Origin of the sequence: Agrobacterium sp. LMR679 (genome assembly GCF_027157905.1) — a bacterium.
GTDB lineage: Bacteria > Pseudomonadota > Alphaproteobacteria > Rhizobiales > Rhizobiaceae > Agrobacterium > Agrobacterium leguminum.
On the sequence record NZ_JAPVOJ010000002.1, the window covers coordinates 1895927 to 1913342 of the forward strand.

Below are 17416 nucleotides of genomic sequence, written 5' to 3' on the forward strand. Positions count from 1 at the left end.
TGCCCGTTTTCTTGCCGGGGCGTGACGGCATGAAGTTCAACAAGCTCCGTCTCGTCGGTTTCAAGTCCTTCGTCGAACCTTCCGAATTCATCATCGAGCCGGGGCTTACCGGTGTCGTCGGGCCGAATGGCTGCGGCAAGTCCAATCTGGTCGAAGCGCTGCGCTGGGTGATGGGCGAGAATTCCTACAAGAACATGCGCGCCTCCGGCATGGATGACGTCATCTTCTCCGGCTCCGGCAATCGCCCGGCCCGCAACACCGCCGAAGTCGGCCTTTATCTCGACAATTCCGACCGCACCGCCCCCGCCGCCTTCAACGATGCTGATGAAATTCAGGTCACACGCCGCATCGAGCGCGAAAACGGTTCGGTCTACCGCATCAACGGCAAGGAAGCCCGCGCCAAGGATGTGCAGCTTCTGTTTGCCGACGCCTCCACCGGCGCGCGCTCGCCCTCCATGGTGGGGCAGGGGCGTATCGGCGAACTCATCAACGCCAAGCCGCAGGCCCGCCGCCAGTTGCTGGAAGAGGCGGCCGGCATTTCCGGCCTGCATTCCCGCCGCCACGAGGCCGAGCTTCGCCTGCGGGCCGCCGAGACCAATCTGGAGCGGCTGGAAGACGTCACCGCCCAGCTGGAAAGCCAGATCGAAAGCCTGAAACGGCAGGCGCGTCAGGCCAACCGTTTCAAGATGCTGTCGGCCGATATCCGCGCCCGCGAGGCGACCCTGTTGCACATCCGCTGGGTCGAGGCGAGGGAAGCCGAGGGCGAGGCGGAGAGCGCGCTCAATCAGGCCACGAATATCGTCGCCGAGAAGGCGCAGGCGCAGATGGAGGCGGCCAAGCAGCAGGGCATCGCCAGCCTGAAACTGCCGGAACTGCGCGAGGACGAGGCCCGTGTCGCCGCCGCCCTGCAACGCCTGCAAATTGCCCGCACCCAGCTGGACGACGAGGCCAACCGCCTGCTGCGCCGCCGCGACGAGCTGGCCCGCCGCCTGTCGCAGCTTGGCGAGGATATTATCCGCGAGGAACGGCTGGTCTCCGATAATGCCCAGATACTGGCGCGGCTCGATGAGGAAGAGGCCGAACTTCTGGAAATCCTCTCCGATTCCGGCCGCCATGCGGAAGAGATGCGCGAAGCCTTCGAAGCCGCCGCTGTCAAGCTGGCGGAAAGCGAAGCCATCTTCACCGCGATTACCGCCGAACGGGCCGAGGCATCCGCCGCCCGCCAGCAGTTGGAGCGGGCGATCCGCGATCTTTCCGACCGCAAGCTGAGGCTGGAACGGCAGTCGCAGGAGGCATCGGCGGAGATCGATGCCATCGACGAAAAACTCTCCGGCCTTCCCGATCCTTCCGAACGGCGCGAAGCGGTCGAGGCGGCGGAGATCGCGGTCGAGGATGCTCTGATCGTGGTGGAGGAAGCCGAAGCTGCCGTTGCCGAAGCGCGTTCCGCCGAAGCGCTGGCGCGCGCGCCGCTGGAAACGGCGCGGAACCGGCTGAACGCGCTGGATACTGAAGCACGCACCATCACCAAAATCCTTGCCTCCAGTGCCGCCGCCAATGGCAGCTTTACGCCGGTGGCGGAAGAAATGACGGTGGAGCGCGGTTTCGAGGCGGCATTGGGTGCCGCCCTCGGCGACGATCTCGAAAGCCCGCTCGATCCCGCCGCGCCCGCCTATTGGGCCGGCAATGGCGATGGCGCGGATGATCCCGCGCTGCCGCAGGGCGCGACGCCGCTTCTGGATTATGCGCAGGCGCCGGAAGCCCTGCGCCGCGCTTTGGCGCAGATCGGTGTCGTCGCCAACACTGCGGAAGCCCTGCGCCTGCTGCCGCATTTGAAGGCCGGCCAGCGGCTGGTGACGCGCGAAGGCGCGCTGTTGCGCTGGGACGGTCACATCGCCAGCGCCGATGCGCCGGGTGCCGCAGCGCTTCGCCTGTCGCAGAAGAACCGCCTTGCTGAAATCGAGACAGAACTGGATGAAGCCCGCTCCATTCTGGACGAGGCCGAAGACCAGCTTGCCGCGAAAACCGAAGATATCCGCAGCAGCGAATTGCGGCTCTCTGAAGTGCGCGACAGAAGCCGTCTTGCGACCCGCCATCTTGCCGAGGCGCGCGAGGCACTGACCGCCGCCGAAAGGGCCTCGGGCGATCTGCTGCGCCGTCGCGATATCGTGTCCGAAGCACTGAACCAGATCGGTGCGCAGATCGATGAGATTGCCGTTCAGGAGGAAAACGCCCGCATCGAAATGGAAGACGCGCCCGATCTGTCCGAGCTGGATCTGCGGCTGCGCGAAAGCCAGCTCGAAGTCGCGACCGACCGCGGCCTTCTGGCGGAGGCCCGTGCCCGCCATGAGGGTGTGAGCCGCGAGGCGGAAAGCCGCCAGCGCAGAATTCAGGCGATAGGGCAGGAGCGCTCCACCTGGCAATCGCGCGCGGCCAGTGCGGCCGATCACATCGCGACATTACGCGAACGCGAGGAAGAGGCGCGCGAGGAAATTGCCGAGCTGGACATAGCGCCGGAGGAGTTCGACGAGAAACGCCGCAACCTCCTCAATGAATTGCAGAAGACCGAAGACGCCCGCCGCGAGGCCGCCGACCGGCTGGCCGAGGCGGAAAACCTGCAGCGCGCCGCCGACCGGGTGGCGGCAACGGCGCTTTCCGAACTGGCCGAAGCCCGCGAAAAGCGCGGCCGCGCCGAAGAGCGACTGGTCTCCGCCCGCGAAAAGCGGCAGGAAACCGAACACCGCATCCGCGAAACGCTGAATACCGAGCCGCATATGGCGTTCCGCCTGACCGGCCTCGGTCCGGACCAGCCGAAGCCGGACATTCGCGACGTCGAGCGCGATCTCGACCGGCTGAAGATCGAGCGCGAAAGGCTGGGCGCGGTCAATCTGCGCGCCGAGGAAGAGCAGGCCGAGCTTTCCGCCAAGCTCGAAGCGCTGATCAAGGAACGCGACGACATCATCGACGCCGTGCGCAAGCTGCGCGCCGGCATCCAGAACCTCAACCGCGAAGGCCGCGAACGGCTGATCGCCGCTTTCGATGTGGTCAATTCGCAGTTCCAGCGGCTGTTCACCCATCTCTTCGGCGGCGGCACGGCGGAATTGCAGCTGATCGAATCCGACGATCCGCTGGAAGCGGGACTGGAAATCCTCGCCCGTCCGCCGGGCAAGAAACCGCAGACCATGACGCTGCTTTCCGGCGGCGAACAGGCGCTGACGGCCATGGCGCTGATCTTCGCGGTCTTCCTCACCAATCCCGCGCCCATCTGCGTGCTGGACGAGGTGGACGCGCCGCTCGACGACCACAATGTCGAGCGTTATTGCAACCTGATGGACGAGATGGTGGCCTCCACCGAAACCCGCTTCGTCATCATCACCCACAATCCCATCACCATGGCGCGCATGAACCGCCTCTTCGGCGTCACCATGGCCGAACAGGGCGTGTCGCAGCTCGTCTCCGTGGATTTGCAGACCGCCGAGCAGTTGCGCGAAGCCGTCTGAGGCTTCTTTTCCCGTTCGCCCTTCATTACGAATTTATCTGGCGGTATCACCCATTCGGGTGAGCGACAATGCGCGGTGTTTTGCTATGTTTTACGCAAGGGCCAAAGGGCTCGTCACAGACCCCACCATCCGGTTTCCTGTACCGGATGGAATGCCTTGCGAGGCCGCTGCCGTGGCCTCGCAAGGCTTTCTTTTTCGGCTGAAGAATACGGGCGGGCTCCCTCATTCCTGTGCTTGTCACAGGAATCCAGCCAGCCCAAGTCCTTGGGCTGAAAAGAGTCTCCCGCCGCGCAGACGCGCGTCGACTGGATTCCTGTGACAAGCACAGGAATGAGGAAGGGGGGCGGCGAGGCTCTGTAGTGTTCGGACGAAGTTGTGTGAGCATTTTTTGTGACACCCGCTTCGTATCGAGCGTATGGACCATTCACCCCGGCACCAGCCGCAGCCGCGTGCCCCAGGGGTCTATCGCTTCCACGACGTTATTCTCCATCTCCACCAGCACATAACCGGCGGCCCGCAGCCGCGTTTTCTGCGCCTCCAGATCGGCGGGGTTGCGAACGGTGAGAGAAAACCAGTCGAGGCCGGTTTCCATGGCGTTGCGTTCCTTCGCGCCACGGCTGTTCCATGTATTCACCGCCAGGTGATGATGATATCCGCCGGAAGAGAGAAACGAGGCATCGGAGCGCGCGTCCTGCGTCGGTTGCAGGCCGACGGCCGTTTCGTAAAATGCGCGGGCGGCGGCGATTTCGCCGACCCGCAGGTGAACATGCCCGATGCGCATTCCCGGCGGGGCAGCCTCATAATCGCTTTTTTTGGTATCGGTCAGCTTCACCAGATCGTCGACATCGAGCGGTTCGGTGCCCATTTTCACCACCCGTCCGCTCCAGACCCATGTGTCCTTCGGCCGGTCGCTGTAAACCTCGATGCCGTTGCCTTCGGGATCGTTGAGATAGATCGCTTCGCTGACATTGTGGTCGGCAAAACCGGAAAGCGGCACCTGCTTCAGCGCCGCATGCACCAGCCAGCGCGCCAGATCCTTGCGGGAAGGCATCAGATAGGCGATGTGGAACAGACCGGCGGAGGTGGGACTTTCGAAATCCGCGGCCGGCTTGTGCACCAGATCGAGCAGCGGCACGGTGCCGACGCCGAGCGTTACGCCTCTGGCCGTGCGCTCCACCTCGTTCATGCCCAGCACTGAACGGTAATACTCGATCATCTGGTCGAGATCGCGCACGCGCAGCGCGGCCTGGCCGATATGCATCGGCGTCGTCAGTGCGAAGGGAAGGGCGGAGGCGGCGCCTGTGACGGGCACTGCGCCTTCGGCTCTGAGCGCCCCGGCAAGCGCGCTGGCGGCACAGGAAATTCCGGCAAATTTAAGCGTATGGCGGCGGGTAAATTGCATGAATAATCTCTTTGTCGGCGATTTGAATGGCTTAGGCAACACTCCAGTTCTGCGCACTACACGAATGCGTCAATCATGGCGTTATTCGGCCTTTGCGGCAATTCTTGCGCGCAATTTGCCGCAATTATGCTGCACTGCGATGTAAACTGCACGTTGCGGCGTTTCCAACGTGCCGCCAATGCTGTAGATGATAGAAAAATGACAACGCTTCTGGGTGGAGAGCGTGGAATGAAAAAATGGGTTTATACCTTCGGCAACGGTGCTGCCGAAGGCAGGGCAGGTGACGTTGCGATATTGGGCGGCAAGGGCGCGAACCTTGCCGAAATGGCAAGTCTCGGCCTTCCCGTTCCCCCCGGCCTCACCATCATAACCGATGCCTGCGCCCTTTATCACAAGAACGGCCGCGATCTTCCCGAAGAGCTGAAGCTGCAGGTCATGGCCGGCCTGCACGGCATGGAAACCGTGACCGGCAAGACCTTCGGCGGCAGCCACTCGCCGCTACTCATCTCCGTCCGCTCCGGCGCGCGCGCCTCCATGCCCGGCATGATGGATACCGTGCTGAACTTGGGTCTCAACGACCGCACCGTCGAGGCGCTGGGCCACGATGCGGGCGACGCCCGTTTTGCCTGGGACAGCTACCGCCGCTTCATCCAGATGTATGCCGATGTGGTCATGGGCCTCGATCATGAGCTGTTCGAGGAAATTCTCGAGGACGAGAAAGGCCGCCTCGGCCACGAATACGACACCGACATGTCGGCGGTCGAATGGCAGCATGTCGTTTCGCTCTATAAAAAGCTGATCGAAGATGAGCTGGACGAAGCCTTCCCGCAGGACTGTCATGTCCAGCTTTGGGGTGCAATCGGCGCGGTCTTCGCCAGCTGGACCAACCACCGCGCCGTGACCTATCGGCATTTGCACAATATTCCGGGTGACTGGGGCACGGCGGTCAACGTTCAGGCCATGGTCTTCGGCAATCTCGGCTCGTCCTCGGCAACCGGCGTCGCCTTTACCCGCAACCCCTCGACGGGCGAGACGGAGCTTTACGGCGAATTCCTCGTCAACGCTCAGGGCGAAGATGTGGTGGCGGGCATCCGCACGCCGCAATCCATCACCGAGGCCGCGCGTCTTGCCTCCGGCTCCGACAAGCCTTCCATGGAAAAGCTGATGCCGGAGGCGTTCAGCGAATTTCTGGCGATCTGCAAGCGGCTGGAAAACCACTATCGCGACATGCAGGATCTGGAATTCACCATCGAGCGCGGCAAGCTCTGGATGTTGCAGACCCGCTCCGGCAAGCGCACCACCCGCGCGGCGATGAAGATCGCCGTCGATATGGTGGAAGAGGGGCTGATTTCGCAGGAGGAAGCCGTCTGCCGCATCGAGCCCTCGTCGCTCGACCAGCTGCTTCACCCCACCATCGACCCCGGCACATCGCGCCCCATCATCGGCTCCGGCCTGCCGGCCTCTCCGGGGGCGGCGACGGGCGAAATCGTCTTTACCGCCGAAGAGGCGGTTGCGGCGGAAGCCGAAGGCCGCCGCGTCATTCTGGTGCGCATCGAAACCAGCCCGGAAGATATTCACGGCATGCACGCAGCCGAAGGCATTCTGACCACGCGCGGCGGCATGACCAGCCACGCGGCCGTGGTGGCGCGCGGCATGGGCATTCCCTGCGTCACCGGCGCCGGCTCCATGCGTGTCGACATGCGCAACAAGGTGCTGATCGGCGTCGGCTGCATGTTGAAGCGCGGCGATGTCATCACCATCGACGGTTCCTCCGGCCGGGTGCTGAAGGGCGAGGTGCCGATGACGCAGCCGGAACTCTCGGGCGATTTCGGCAAGCTGATGGAGTGGGCAGACAGCCTGCGCCGCATGACCGTGCGCACCAATGCCGACACACCCGCCGACGCCCGCGCCGCCCGCGCCTTCGGCGCGGAAGGCATTGGCCTCTGCCGCACCGAACATATGTTCTTCGAGGGCGACCGCATCCATGTGATGCGCGAGATGATACTCGCCGAAAGCGAAAAGGGCAGGCGGGCGGCGCTCGATGAGCTTCTGCCGATGCAGCGCTCGGATTTCACCGAACTTTTCCAGATCATGCACGGCCTGCCGGTGACGATCCGCCTGCTCGATCCGCCGCTGCACGAATTCCTGCCGAAGACCGATGGCGAAATCGTCGAGGTGGCGGCCGCCATGGGCATGCCGCAGACGGTGTTCCGCCAGCGGCTGGATGCGCTACACGAGTTCAACCCCATGCTCGGCCATCGTGGCTGCCGCCTTGCCATTTCCTATCCGGAAATCGCCGAAATGCAGGCCCGCGCCATTTTCGAGGCCGCCGTTGCGGCAGCTCGCATCACCGGCGCGCCGGTCGTGCCCGAAATCATGGTGCCGCTGGTCGGGCTTCGCTCGGAACTGGATTACGTCACCGAAGTCATCGACGGGGTCGCCGCTGCGGTAGCGCAGGAGACCGGCATGGAGATCGAATATCTGACCGGCACCATGATCGAGCTGCCGCGCGCTGCACTGCGCGCCCATGTGATTGCGGAAGCGGCGGAATTTTTCTCCTTCGGCACCAACGACCTGACGCAGACCACCTTCGGCATTTCCCGTGACGATGCGGCGCGTTTCATCAATACCTATCAGCGCAAGGGCATCATCGAGCGCGACCCGTTCATCTCGCTCGATTTCGACGGTGTGGGAGAATTGATCCGCATCGCCGCCGAACGCGGCCGCCAGACGCGGCCGGAACTGAAACTCGGCATCTGCGGCGAACATGGCGGCGATCCGGCCTCGATCCACTTCTGCGAGGATGCCGATCTCGACTACGTGTCCTGCTCGCCCTTCCGCGTGCCCATCGCCCGCCTGGCTGCAGCGCAGGCAACGCTGGCGGCGAAGAGGGATGAGGGCAGGGTGGCGAGCAATGTCGCCTTCATTCCCGTCAGGGGTTCTGTTGGACGATGATGCGCCGCTCCACCACCACGGGGCGGTAGAACATGTCGCGGTTCATCTGCGCCTGCCAGGCGCGGTTGTCGGCGCGGCGGTCCATTTCCAGATCGAGAAGGCAACCGGCCATCGGGTCCGTGCCGGGGCGGAAACCATAACCCCGGCAAGTCGCCTCATCCCGCGCCCGGCGCTCTTCCGGCGTCAGCGTCTGGCAGGCGGTGAGCGCCAGCATGGCGGCAAGCGCACCGAAGACGATGGAAACGCGCATTTTGTTTCTCCCTTAACATGACTGCCGTACGGCACTTTTATTGCCGCGATTGATACGCCTGTTTTCATGTGGGGAAAAGCCGCGTTGGGGCGGAAAGTTGCATCAATCCGTCATGGAGAATGGCTTGGCAGGCGGCGGCGATAGCGTTGTCAGGCGGAGTGGCGTCGTAAAATCCGACATACTCCCCTTGCTCAGGAATCACGCAGAAAAGACGGCGGGAACAAACCCTGTTGAATGAGCCAGTCGCCGAGCAGAACCGTGAGGATGGCGATGAGGACGATGCCGCCGATAAATGCGAGGAGGCCGAGCGTGGCGCGCGTCCACCGGCGGGTTTGATAGAGGTAAATCGCAAGCCCGATAGGTGCGAGCAGAACGGTGGTGATTTTGGCGGCGGAGCTGCGCCGGAGGTTCCGCTTTTCGGCATCCTCTATCTGCCACCAGGCAAATAGTGTGATGATGCCGATCATCTGCACCAGATCGTTTGCGGTAAAGGAGGTTGGAGGCCCGGCAGGCCAGACGGCCGCGTCTATCAGAAGCCCAAGCGAGATGAAAGCGAGCAGGCCGACATAGATCCAGTTACGTTTCGCCATGCACAGTTTCCGCTCAAAGTTGCGCTCTTGTCCGTGCCGCTATCGCTATCGATGAAATTATCACCGTCAACCCCAAACTATCAGGGAGCAACGGAAATGGTCCGCATGGGGCGTTTCCTTTTTTCACCGGAAACACCCCATGATTATCGCTGTCAGGCCGGCGCTGCTTCCCGGTCGTCGAGTGCGTCGATATCCTTGGCGTTGTTATAGACGGCCTCATCGAGAATGCCCTCGCGCTTGGCGACGATGGTGGGCACCAGCGCCTGGCCGGCGACGTTGACCGCCGTGCGGCCCATGTCGAGGATCGGGTCGATGGCGAGCAGCAGGCCCACACCTTCAAGCGGCAGGCCGAGCGTGGAGAGCGTCAGCGTCAGCATCACCACGGCGCCCGTGAGGCCTGCCGTTGCGGCGGAACCGAGCACGGAGACGAAGACGATCAGCACATATTCCTGAATGCCGAGCGGCACCTGGAAGAACTGTGCGATGAAGATCGCCGAAATCGCCGGATAGATGGCGGCGCAGCCGTCCATCTTGGTGGTGGCGCCGAGCGGCACGGAGAAGGCGGCATATTCGCGCGGCACGCCGAGGCTCTTTTCCGTCACGGTTTCGGTGACGGGAAGCGTGCCGATGGAGGAACGCGACACGAAGGCCAGCTGGATGGCCGGCCACGCGCCCGCAAAGAAGCGCGACGGCTTCAGGCCATGGGCGATCAACAGCGCCGGATAGACCACAAAGAGCACCAGTGCGAGACCGATATAAACGGCCGCCGCATACCAGCCGAGCTGCGACAGCGTTGTCCAGCCATATTGATCGACCGCGCGGCCGAGCAGGCCGATAGTGCCGATGGGGGTGAGGCGGATGACCCACCACAGGATTTTCCGCACGATGGCGAGCAGCGACTGGTTGAAGGCGAGGAACGGCTCCGCCGCCTTGCCTGCTTTCAATGCGGCCACACCAAAGACAATCGACACCACGAGTAGCTGCAGCACATTGAAATTCAACGAGGTGCTGCCGGCGCCGTTGGTGATTTTGGTCGAGGCTTCGAGGCCGAAGACGTTGGCCGGGACGAGGCCCTTCAGGAAGTCGAGCCAGGAGCCGGTGGAGGAGGGCGCCGCTGCTGCCGTATTGGCAATGGCCGTATTGACGCCCGGCTGGATAACGAGGCCGAGCACGATGCCAATGACGACGGCGATCAGCGCGGTGATGGCGAACCACAGAAGCGTCTGCCAGACGAGCTTCGCCGCATTGGAGAGGTTCTTGAGATTGGCGATGGAGGCGACGATGGCCGTGAAGATCAGCGGCGGAACCAGCGCGCGCAAAAGCTGCACGAAAATGCTGCCGATGGTTTGCAGCGTCACCGAAAGCCAGTTCGGGCTGCCGGCGGCATCGGGACCGATGTTGCGCGCAACGAGCCCGAGCAGCAGGCCGATGACCATGGCGATCAGAACCTGAAAGCCGAAATTGCGATAAAAGGGTTTAGGCCCGGAGGGGCCGGCGGACGTCGTTGCCTGTGACATGACATGTCTCTTTATTGTGCAAGAAAACGAGAATGTTGCACTTTTTACACGCATTCTCGAGGGAGGTCGCCGAGAATACGCCGATTTCCTCAGCAATTAAGGGATGAACGTGCGTATTTGTTGCGTTGCCGGGGAATAATTCTCTTTAGGTGAGGCAATGCGGAAAAATATTCCGCTCCTTCGTCGCCTTCGACGTCAGAGTCTTAAAACCTATAGTTTGGCAGTGTCATAGCCTGATATTCCGTCACCCCGGACCTGATCCGGGGTCAAGCGCGATCAAGTCCTTGATCGCAAAAGACTCATTCCTCACGGCGCAGCATGGCTGGATGCCGGATCATCCTCGGGCTTGTTCCGGGGACCGGCATGACGGAGACGTTCGCGCGCTTTAGCGTACGGATCGCCTCCTCCTTTGTTTTCCTCGCCGCAAATCCGGTCTATGACATCATATGCAGGTGATTCCCTGCCAGAATTCGGGTGCAACGCTTTTTAGCCAATGCGATCTAACGGATATCCGCTTTCATGACTGTGCGTTTCGTCCGGCCTTTTTCGGTTGCAGCCTATCTTTCCCGCTATCTCGGTCTTGCGGCGCTTGTGCTGTTTCTCATCGCCGCCGGCATCCACCGTTTCGGGCCGCTGACGATGCCCGATCTGGTCGGTCTCATCATCATCGCTGCCGGCATTGCTCTCGCGGCCGTGCTTCTGGCGTTGATCGGGCTTGAGCGGCTGTGGACCAGGGCCGCGCGCGGCGGCCTTTCGGCGCTTGCGGCGCTGCTCCTCTCGGCCCTGCCGCTCGGCGTGGTCGGTTACGGCGCTTTCCTTTATTGGCAACAGCCGAAGATTTACGACATCTCCACCGATCTGACCGACGTGCCGGAATGGCTGGTGACGCCCGCGGCCAACCAGCAATGGCTGGTGCGGCCCGCGACTATCACCAAGACCGACCGCGATGCGCAGATGGAGGCTTATGCCAGTCTCGCCGGCCGCCGTTATGAAGGCGCAATCGACCGCATCTATGCCGCCGCCAAAAAAATGGCCGCCGCCCAGAATATCCGCATCGTCCACACGAAGGGGGTGATCGGGGCGGAAGATGCGCCCTCCGCCGGCGTTCCGGAGCAGGACAGGACGCAGCCTGCGGAAGAGGGGCCGGTCGAAGATCTGCCCTCCATCGTGCCGGTGCCCATGGCCCGCCCGACCGATGCGCCGTTGCCCACTTTCTTTAACGGTAGCGGTGTGGTGCTGATGCAGGGCGAAACGCGCACGCGCATCTGGGGCCTGCGTTTCGATATCCTCATCCGCCTCAAGGAAGAGGCCGAAACCACCATCGTCGATGTCCGCGTCGCCTCCCGTTACGGCCCGCACGATCTCGGTATGGGTGCGGCGATTGCGGAGGCCTATCTCGATGCGCTGGATGCGGAGATGCAGGGGTTGAACGACAATTGAGGGCCTTTGGAGGGTGAAGACTGACGAAGTCGCCCCGAAACCTCTTTCCCGTCATGCTCGGGCTTGTCCCGAGCATCTGCTACGCCGCGATTGAATGAGACGTAATTGGATCCGCGGGACAAGCCCGAGGATGACGTCGCGGGTGAGAGGCTGCATATTTGGGCCTCACAGGCTCGAAGACTTGTTGCGTGCCTGTCGTTTCTTTACGCCGGAAAATACTCACCCAGCAGCGAAGGCGCGCCGTCCGTCTGCACCTCGCCCTTTTCGATCAGGTCTTCGATATGCGCGAGCACGGAAAGTGCGGCCGCGCCATGCAGGCGCTTGTCGGTGCTGGCATAGATCACCTTCACCATCTCGGCGATCAGCCGGTCGCCTTCACGGATACGCTTCAGAACCGCCTTTTCGCGCATGCGGCGGTGGGCGCGCAAGCCCCGCATGAAGGCGGCGGGATCGGTGACCGGGCCGCCATGGCCGGGCAGGAACAGCCGGTCGTCGCGGGTGAGCAGCCGTTCCAGCGAGGCCATGTAATCGCTCATCGCCCCATCCGGCGGCGCGACGATGGTGGTGGCCCAGGCCATGACGTGATCGGCGGAAAAGACGATGTCGCTGCCCTCGAGCGCGAAGGCGGCGTGGTTGGCCGTGTGTCCCGGCGTATGCAGCGCGGTAAGCCGCCACCCGTCGCCGGAAAGGCTTTGGCCGTCGCCAAGCGCGATATCGGGTAGAAAAGCCGTATCGGAACTTTCGGCAAAGGGGTTTGTCTCGCCCACGTGCAGCGGGCGCGCGGCACGGTGTGGACCTTCGGCCACCGTTATCGCCCCCGTCGCCTCCTTCAGCCGGCGGGCAAGCGGCGAGTGATCGCGATGGGTATGGCTGACGAAGATATGGGTGACCTCGCGGCCCTTCAGCGCCGCCATCAGCGCCTGAAAATGCGCCTCATCCTCCGGACCGGGATCGATGACGGCGACGGAACGGTCGCCGACGATATAGGAGTTGGTGCCATGGAAGGTGAAGGCGGAAGGATTGTTGACGGTGATGCGCTGGATCAGCGGAGCGACGGGAACCGCCGCGCCATAGGCCGGCTGGAAATCGAGATCGAATGCCGGGTCCGCCATCGAGACCTCCTGAAAAATGCCATGCCAGCTTGAGCCGCAGCCTCAACCGCGCCATCGCCAAGCCCTAACATGCGAACTTCGCCACGGCACCCAAAAAGCTTGAATTTTGTGAAAAAATAAGTCGCCGGGTCATTGCCGGGCCGGGCAGGCTTTGCTAATCAGGCGCGGTTCAGGCAGCGGCGTTTCGCCTTCGCTGCCCTGTTGGGGCGTCGCCAAGCGGTAAGGCACCGGTTTTTGGTACCGGCATTCCCAGGTTCGAATCCTGGCGCCCCAGCCATCTCTTCCAAAGTCAGAACAACATTCGCAGGTCCCGGCGACCATCGATCACGCGGACGATTTCCACGGAATATATTTCGCCGTCATCGGTATCCGGAACGGTTTCGTAGAGAATGACATAAGGTGCTTCAACGAGCATACGGGCAGACGGAAAAATTTCCGGATGGCGTTCGCCAAGGTGAGGATGGTTGACCAAGCGCTCCGCTTTGGCGCGGAACCGGGCGAAATATCGCTCTGCGGCAAGAGGCTGTGATTTGCCGATATCGATATAGATTTTCTTCACATCGCTACGCGCGCGGGGCGTCCAGACAAGCTTAGTGGTCACGATTTTTCAACGAGGCCAGTTCTGCACGCGCTTCATTGAGCGCCTCGTCAAAATCCACTTCGGTTGAGCCGCCACTGGCTTTGCCCTCAGCCCACAATGCGCGCAGCTTGGCGATGTCGTCGCGTCGCTGAACCCATTTTGCCGACCAGTCTCGCATCGCCTCACGGATGACTTCGCTGCTGCTGGCATAAGCACCGCTTTCCACGGCGTCACGCAAAATCTCGGCGTGCTGCGGCGTCATCGAAACGCTGATCTTTTCAACGTTGGCCATGTCATTTCTCCATGGGTATTGGTAGGAATTATTACCACCAACTGGTTTTTAGCGCGAGATATTTTTTCGACGGCTAGTGGGAATGCACCGGAAGATGCCGGTGCGGGTGGAGAAGCCATCTCCAACAAAAACGCCGCGCATCCAGAGACACGCGGTGTCAATCTTAAATCTCGCGAGATGCCTTAAAGCGCGATATCCGGCACCTTCTTCACCGGCGCACCCGCAGGCGCCGCACCGGCGCCCTTCAGCGCCTCGAGGTCGATCTGCGGCGGGGTTGGCAGTTGCAGGTGTTCGGCCGTATAGGCCCATTCCTGCTGCACCTTTTCCGGGTCGTCATTGAGCTTCGTACCATAGCTCGGCACGATCTGGCGGATCTTGGCCTGCCATTCAGGCGTCGCCACCTTGTCCTTGAACACCTTTTCCAGAACGCTGAGCATGATCGGCGCGGCCGTGGAAGCGCCTGGCGAAGCGCCGAGCAGGCCGGCGATGCTGCCGTCCTTGGCGGCGACGACTTCGGTGCCGAGCCGCAGAACGCCGCCCTTTTCTTCGTCGCGCTTGATGATCTGCACGCGCTGGCCGGCCTGCCACAGGCGCCATTCGCCCTGCTTGGCATTCGGGAAATATTCCTTCAGCGCGGCAAAACGGTCGTCATCCGACATCATCAGCTGGCCGGCGAGATATTCCACCAGCGGATATTCATCGATGCCCACACGCACCATCGGCCAGGCATTGCTGGTGGTGACGGAGGAGACGAGATCGAAATAGGAACCTTCCTTCAGGAACTTGGTGGAGAAGGTGGCGAAAGGTCCGAACAGGATGACGCGCTTGCCGCCCAGCACGCGGGTATCGAGATGCGGCACCGACATGGGCGGCGAGCCGACCGAGGCCTTGCCGTAAGCCTTGGCAAGATGCTGCATCGTCACGTCGGGGTTCTCGTTGATGAGGAATGAGCCGCCCACCGGGAAGCCGGCATAATCGTCCGCTTCCGGAATGCCGGACATCTGCAACAGATGCAGCGCGCCGCCGCCGGCGCCGATGAACACGAATTTTGCATCCACCACCTGTTCGGCATCGGTCTTGGTGTTGGTGTAGGTCACGCGCCAGCTGCCATCGGCATTGCGCTGGATGTCAGAGACTTCGCTATTGACCTGCAGGTCGAAATTCTGGTCGCCCTGCAGATGGGAGACGAATTGCCGGGTGATTTCGCCGAATTCCATGTCGGTGCCGAGCGGCGACCACGTCGCGCCGATCTTCTGGGAAGGATCGCGGCCTTCCATCATCAGCGGCACCCACTTCTTGATCTGCTCGGGATCGGTGGAATATTCCATGCCGGCGAAAAGCGGGCTGGCCTTCAGCGCCTGATAGCGCTTTTCCAGATAAGCGACGTTCTCGTCACCCCAGACGAAGCTCATATGCGGCGTGTGGTTGATGAAGGAGCGCGGGTTCTTCAAAACGCCGTTGCGCACCTGCCAGGCCCAGAACTGCCGGGAAATCTGGAAGGATTCGTTGATGTTGACGGCCTGGGTGATCTTGATGTTGCCGTTGTCGTCTTCCGGCGTGTAGTTGAGCTCGGCAAGCGCCGAATGGCCGGTGCCGGCATTGTTCCAGCCGTTCGAGCTTTCAAGCGCCACGCCATCCAGCCGCTCCAGCATCTGCATCGACCAGGTGGGCTCTAGTTCACGCAGCCAAACACCGAGCGTCGCGCTCATGATGCCGCCGCCGATCAAAAGCACATCGACCTTCTTGGCAGCCGTATTGGCGAGAAGAGGTGTAACTGGCAGCGCCGCTGCGGCAATGCCGGCAAGCGCGCCGCCCAGAACCTGTCGGCGGTTCATGGGAAATGCGTTGGAAAGGGATGTTTCCTGCGAAAGATCAGTGAGCTGGGATTTGTCTTGATCGATGGGAGTCACGGCCATACCTGATTCTTGTTTTGTGTTAAAAACATTCCTCCCGTTCGCCCCGTTACAGCAAAGCGCAAACCGGCACAACCCGGACTCTTTCACTCCAGTTCAAGCAGTTTTGCAGGGATTTTGCAGGGACATATGGTCGCAACGGCCAATTTTGCGGTTTTGTCGATCGTCATTTTTATGACGGCGAAGATTTGCCGACGCTTTCAAACGGTTGAAAGGGTTCTGTGAGCGGGATATCGCGCAAAGGCGGATATGACGCTGTTTTCGGCGCGTCCCGGGTCGCGGGGTGCGGCTATAGGCAAAATTTTTTTCAGAAAAATGACAATAATCCCGAAAAAGTGAAAAGGCCCGCCGGTTCGGGCGGGCCTTGCTGCGTCTGGCCTGTGGCCGAAGATCAGTCTGCGGCAAGGAATTCCGCGCAATAGCTCGGGCCGTTGATGCCGGGGCGGTCGGAAACCGTGCGCACGGCGGTAATCTTGTAATCGCTGGAAACGACGAGCTGCACCGTGCAGGAGAGCGAGGCGGTGCGGGCGGGCGAGATCTGGCGACCCTTCTTGCCATCCTTGCCTTCTTCGAACCTGGCCGGAATGGTGGCCTTCCTGTAGCCGCCGCGCCAGTTATAGACGGTGGAGCTGCCGGTTTCCGTATCGCTGAGCGGCGGGCCGAATTTCGCGAAGAAAATGCCTGCGGACTGGCCGACCCAGCGGGTCTCAACGGGGCTCTTCTGGGTAAAAGAGGGAGTGGAGCCGCCCGTGGAAGTGGTGCAGGCCGAGAGCGCAATGGCAAACGCTGCAAGCGTTACGCTGCGAGATAGCATGGTGAAATGTCCTTTGTGCCGTGTCCGGCTTCCCGCCGGTCATTCCGTTCCCCTAGCAGATTTGGAGACGGCGGGCAGGGGAGGTGTGCGGCTCGATGAAAATTTCCTGCCACAATTGCTTTTTTGTAACGTTTTGAGGCCTTCCAGCCCGTGCCGCAGGCTCCTGGCAGGGTTGTTTCAACAGATGGGAAAAACTTGTCACAAAAAATGCAATAAGCCGCTTGTCGAATGCCGGAGGCTGGTCTATAGAAGCGCCGCTGGTCACGGAGTGTAGCGCAGTCTGGTAGCGCACCACGTTCGGGACGTGGGGGTCGGAGGTTCGAATCCTCTCACTCCGACCAGCTTGAAGCCCAATAGTTACAGCGGCTTGCAACTCATCCCGAAAATTCCAATATCGAAATCTCGCACCGAAACCGGACCTGTGAAAACCTGTTCCGGCTGGACTGCATTCGCCGCTCGCGTCTGAAAATCAGGGCGAAGGCGCGAATAAGTGCGTTCAAATTGCCGTTCTTCAATCGGTATCCGCTTTGAGAGGGCGTGTTTCTTTCCACATTCCCTCACGGATGCGAATCGTCGCCGTCAAACAGGGGATGAATCGCTTCGGCGGACTCTTCTTGTCGCCACCCGGCGTCCCAACAAAAGAGGCCCGTCGCTCCGCCAAGCGCCAGGCCTCAATGTCGCGGCCTGTTTCAGGGGACGCGCGACAGGAATCGTCTTAGAAGCCTCAATTCTTCTTCACAATCCAAGAAGTTATCCATCACCGTCGGGGGCCCTGAATTTCAGGGGCATCGTCGCGATCAACTTATCGCGATCAAAAAGAGGCCCGCTGCTTTTTCAAACAACGAGCCTCTATTGGGCCGCTTGGCGGAGCGACCGCATGCAAATTCGCCTTTCGTGCATGAACGTCGAATGAACAAACAGCTTTTTATGCCGCCGAGAAACAACCCGTAAAAATCAGGAGAGCGGCATGGATCGGAAAGCCGTCTCAGCCGTTATCTAACCATACAACAATGGAGGATAGCATGCTGAAGGGTATCGCATTGTGGGCTATGGG

12 protein-coding genes and 2 tRNA genes are annotated in these 17416 nt (G+C 61.5%); 5 read left to right on the plus strand and 9 right to left on the minus strand.

The window, feature by feature from the left end; translation table 11 throughout:
• The first annotated feature begins 29 nt into the window (after nucleotides 1–29).
• Nucleotides 30–3497, plus strand: coding sequence for a chromosome segregation SMC family protein (locus O3W47_RS19885; RefSeq protein ID WP_269314442.1), 3468 nt, complete (start codon nucleotides 30–32; stop codon nucleotides 3495–3497).
• Between the two features lie 424 nt (nucleotides 3498–3921).
• On the opposite strand, the gene O3W47_RS19890 is transcribed toward O3W47_RS19885, so the two are convergent.
• Nucleotides 3922–4899, minus strand: coding sequence for a VOC family protein (locus O3W47_RS19890; protein ID WP_269314443.1), 978 nt, complete (start codon nucleotides 4897–4899; stop codon nucleotides 3922–3924).
• Between the two features lie 228 nt (nucleotides 4900–5127).
• On the opposite strand from O3W47_RS19890, the gene ppdK reads away from it, so the two are divergent.
• A complete protein-coding gene (gene ppdK, locus O3W47_RS19895; RefSeq protein WP_269314444.1) occupies nucleotides 5128–7854 on the plus strand; it encodes a pyruvate, phosphate dikinase in 2727 nt (908 codons plus the stop codon).
• Here the strand turns inward: ppdK and O3W47_RS19900 are convergent.
• The 3 genes from O3W47_RS19900 to O3W47_RS19910 all read right to left on the minus strand — a co-directional run bounded on the left by O3W47_RS19900 (nucleotide 7832) and on the right by O3W47_RS19910 (nucleotide 10211).
• On the minus strand, nucleotides 7832–8104 hold the full coding sequence (locus tag O3W47_RS19900; protein WP_035260597.1) for a hypothetical protein: 273 nt from the start codon (nucleotides 8102–8104) through the stop codon (nucleotides 7832–7834). The genes ppdK and O3W47_RS19900 overlap by 23 nt on opposite strands.
• A gap of 191 nt (nucleotides 8105–8295) precedes the next feature.
• Nucleotides 8296–8694 (minus strand): hypothetical protein, encoded by a 399-nt coding sequence (locus tag O3W47_RS19905; protein WP_137452254.1) that lies wholly within the window; start codon nucleotides 8692–8694, stop codon nucleotides 8296–8298.
• Between the two features lie 152 nt (nucleotides 8695–8846).
• Entirely contained in the window at nucleotides 8847–10211 is a 1365-nt protein-coding gene (locus tag O3W47_RS19910; RefSeq protein WP_269314445.1) for a dicarboxylate/amino acid:cation symporter, read from the minus strand.
• Between the two features lie 519 nt (nucleotides 10212–10730).
• Between O3W47_RS19910 and O3W47_RS19915 the strand changes: the two genes are divergently transcribed.
• On the plus strand, nucleotides 10731–11651 hold the full coding sequence (locus O3W47_RS19915) for a DUF1499 domain-containing protein (RefSeq protein WP_269314446.1): 921 nt from the start codon (nucleotides 10731–10733) through the stop codon (nucleotides 11649–11651).
• 203 nt (nucleotides 11652–11854) lie between these two features.
• Here O3W47_RS19915 and O3W47_RS19920 read toward each other — a convergent pair whose 3' ends face one another.
• Nucleotides 11855–12763, minus strand: coding sequence for an MBL fold metallo-hydrolase (locus O3W47_RS19920; protein WP_269314447.1), 909 nt, complete (start codon nucleotides 12761–12763; stop codon nucleotides 11855–11857).
• 202 nt (nucleotides 12764–12965) lie between these two features.
• Here O3W47_RS19920 and O3W47_RS19925 point away from each other — a divergent pair.
• A tRNA-Gln gene (locus tag O3W47_RS19925) sits at nucleotides 12966–13040 on the plus strand.
• 12 nt (nucleotides 13041–13052) lie between these two features.
• Here O3W47_RS19925 and O3W47_RS19930 read toward each other — a convergent pair.
• From O3W47_RS19930 to O3W47_RS19945, 4 genes are all read right to left on the minus strand, one after another.
• On the minus strand, nucleotides 13053–13364 hold the full coding sequence (locus tag O3W47_RS19930; protein WP_080817464.1) for a type II toxin-antitoxin system RelE/ParE family toxin: 312 nt from the start codon (nucleotides 13362–13364) through the stop codon (nucleotides 13053–13055).
• The gene (locus O3W47_RS19935; RefSeq protein WP_035259884.1) at nucleotides 13354–13635 is read right to left on the minus strand and encodes a type II toxin-antitoxin system ParD family antitoxin; all 282 of its coding nucleotides are present in this window, start codon (nucleotides 13633–13635) and stop codon (nucleotides 13354–13356) included. The genes O3W47_RS19930 and O3W47_RS19935 overlap by 11 nt, the downstream gene beginning before the upstream one ends.
• A 182-nt stretch (nucleotides 13636–13817) precedes the next feature.
• Entirely contained in the window at nucleotides 13818–15551 is a 1734-nt protein-coding gene (gene mqo, locus O3W47_RS19940; protein WP_065654289.1) for a malate dehydrogenase (quinone), read from the minus strand.
• A 388-nt stretch (nucleotides 15552–15939) separates the two neighbouring features.
• The gene (locus O3W47_RS19945) at nucleotides 15940–16362 is read right to left on the minus strand and encodes a hypothetical protein (RefSeq protein ID WP_003520473.1); all 423 of its coding nucleotides are present in this window, start codon (nucleotides 16360–16362) and stop codon (nucleotides 15940–15942) included.
• Nucleotides 16363–16626: 264 nt separating this feature from the next.
• On the opposite strand from O3W47_RS19945, the gene O3W47_RS19950 reads away from it, so the two are divergent.
• Nucleotides 16627–16703: transfer RNA gene (locus O3W47_RS19950), tRNA-Pro, on the plus strand.
• The last annotated feature ends 713 nt before the right edge of the window (nucleotides 16704–17416 follow it).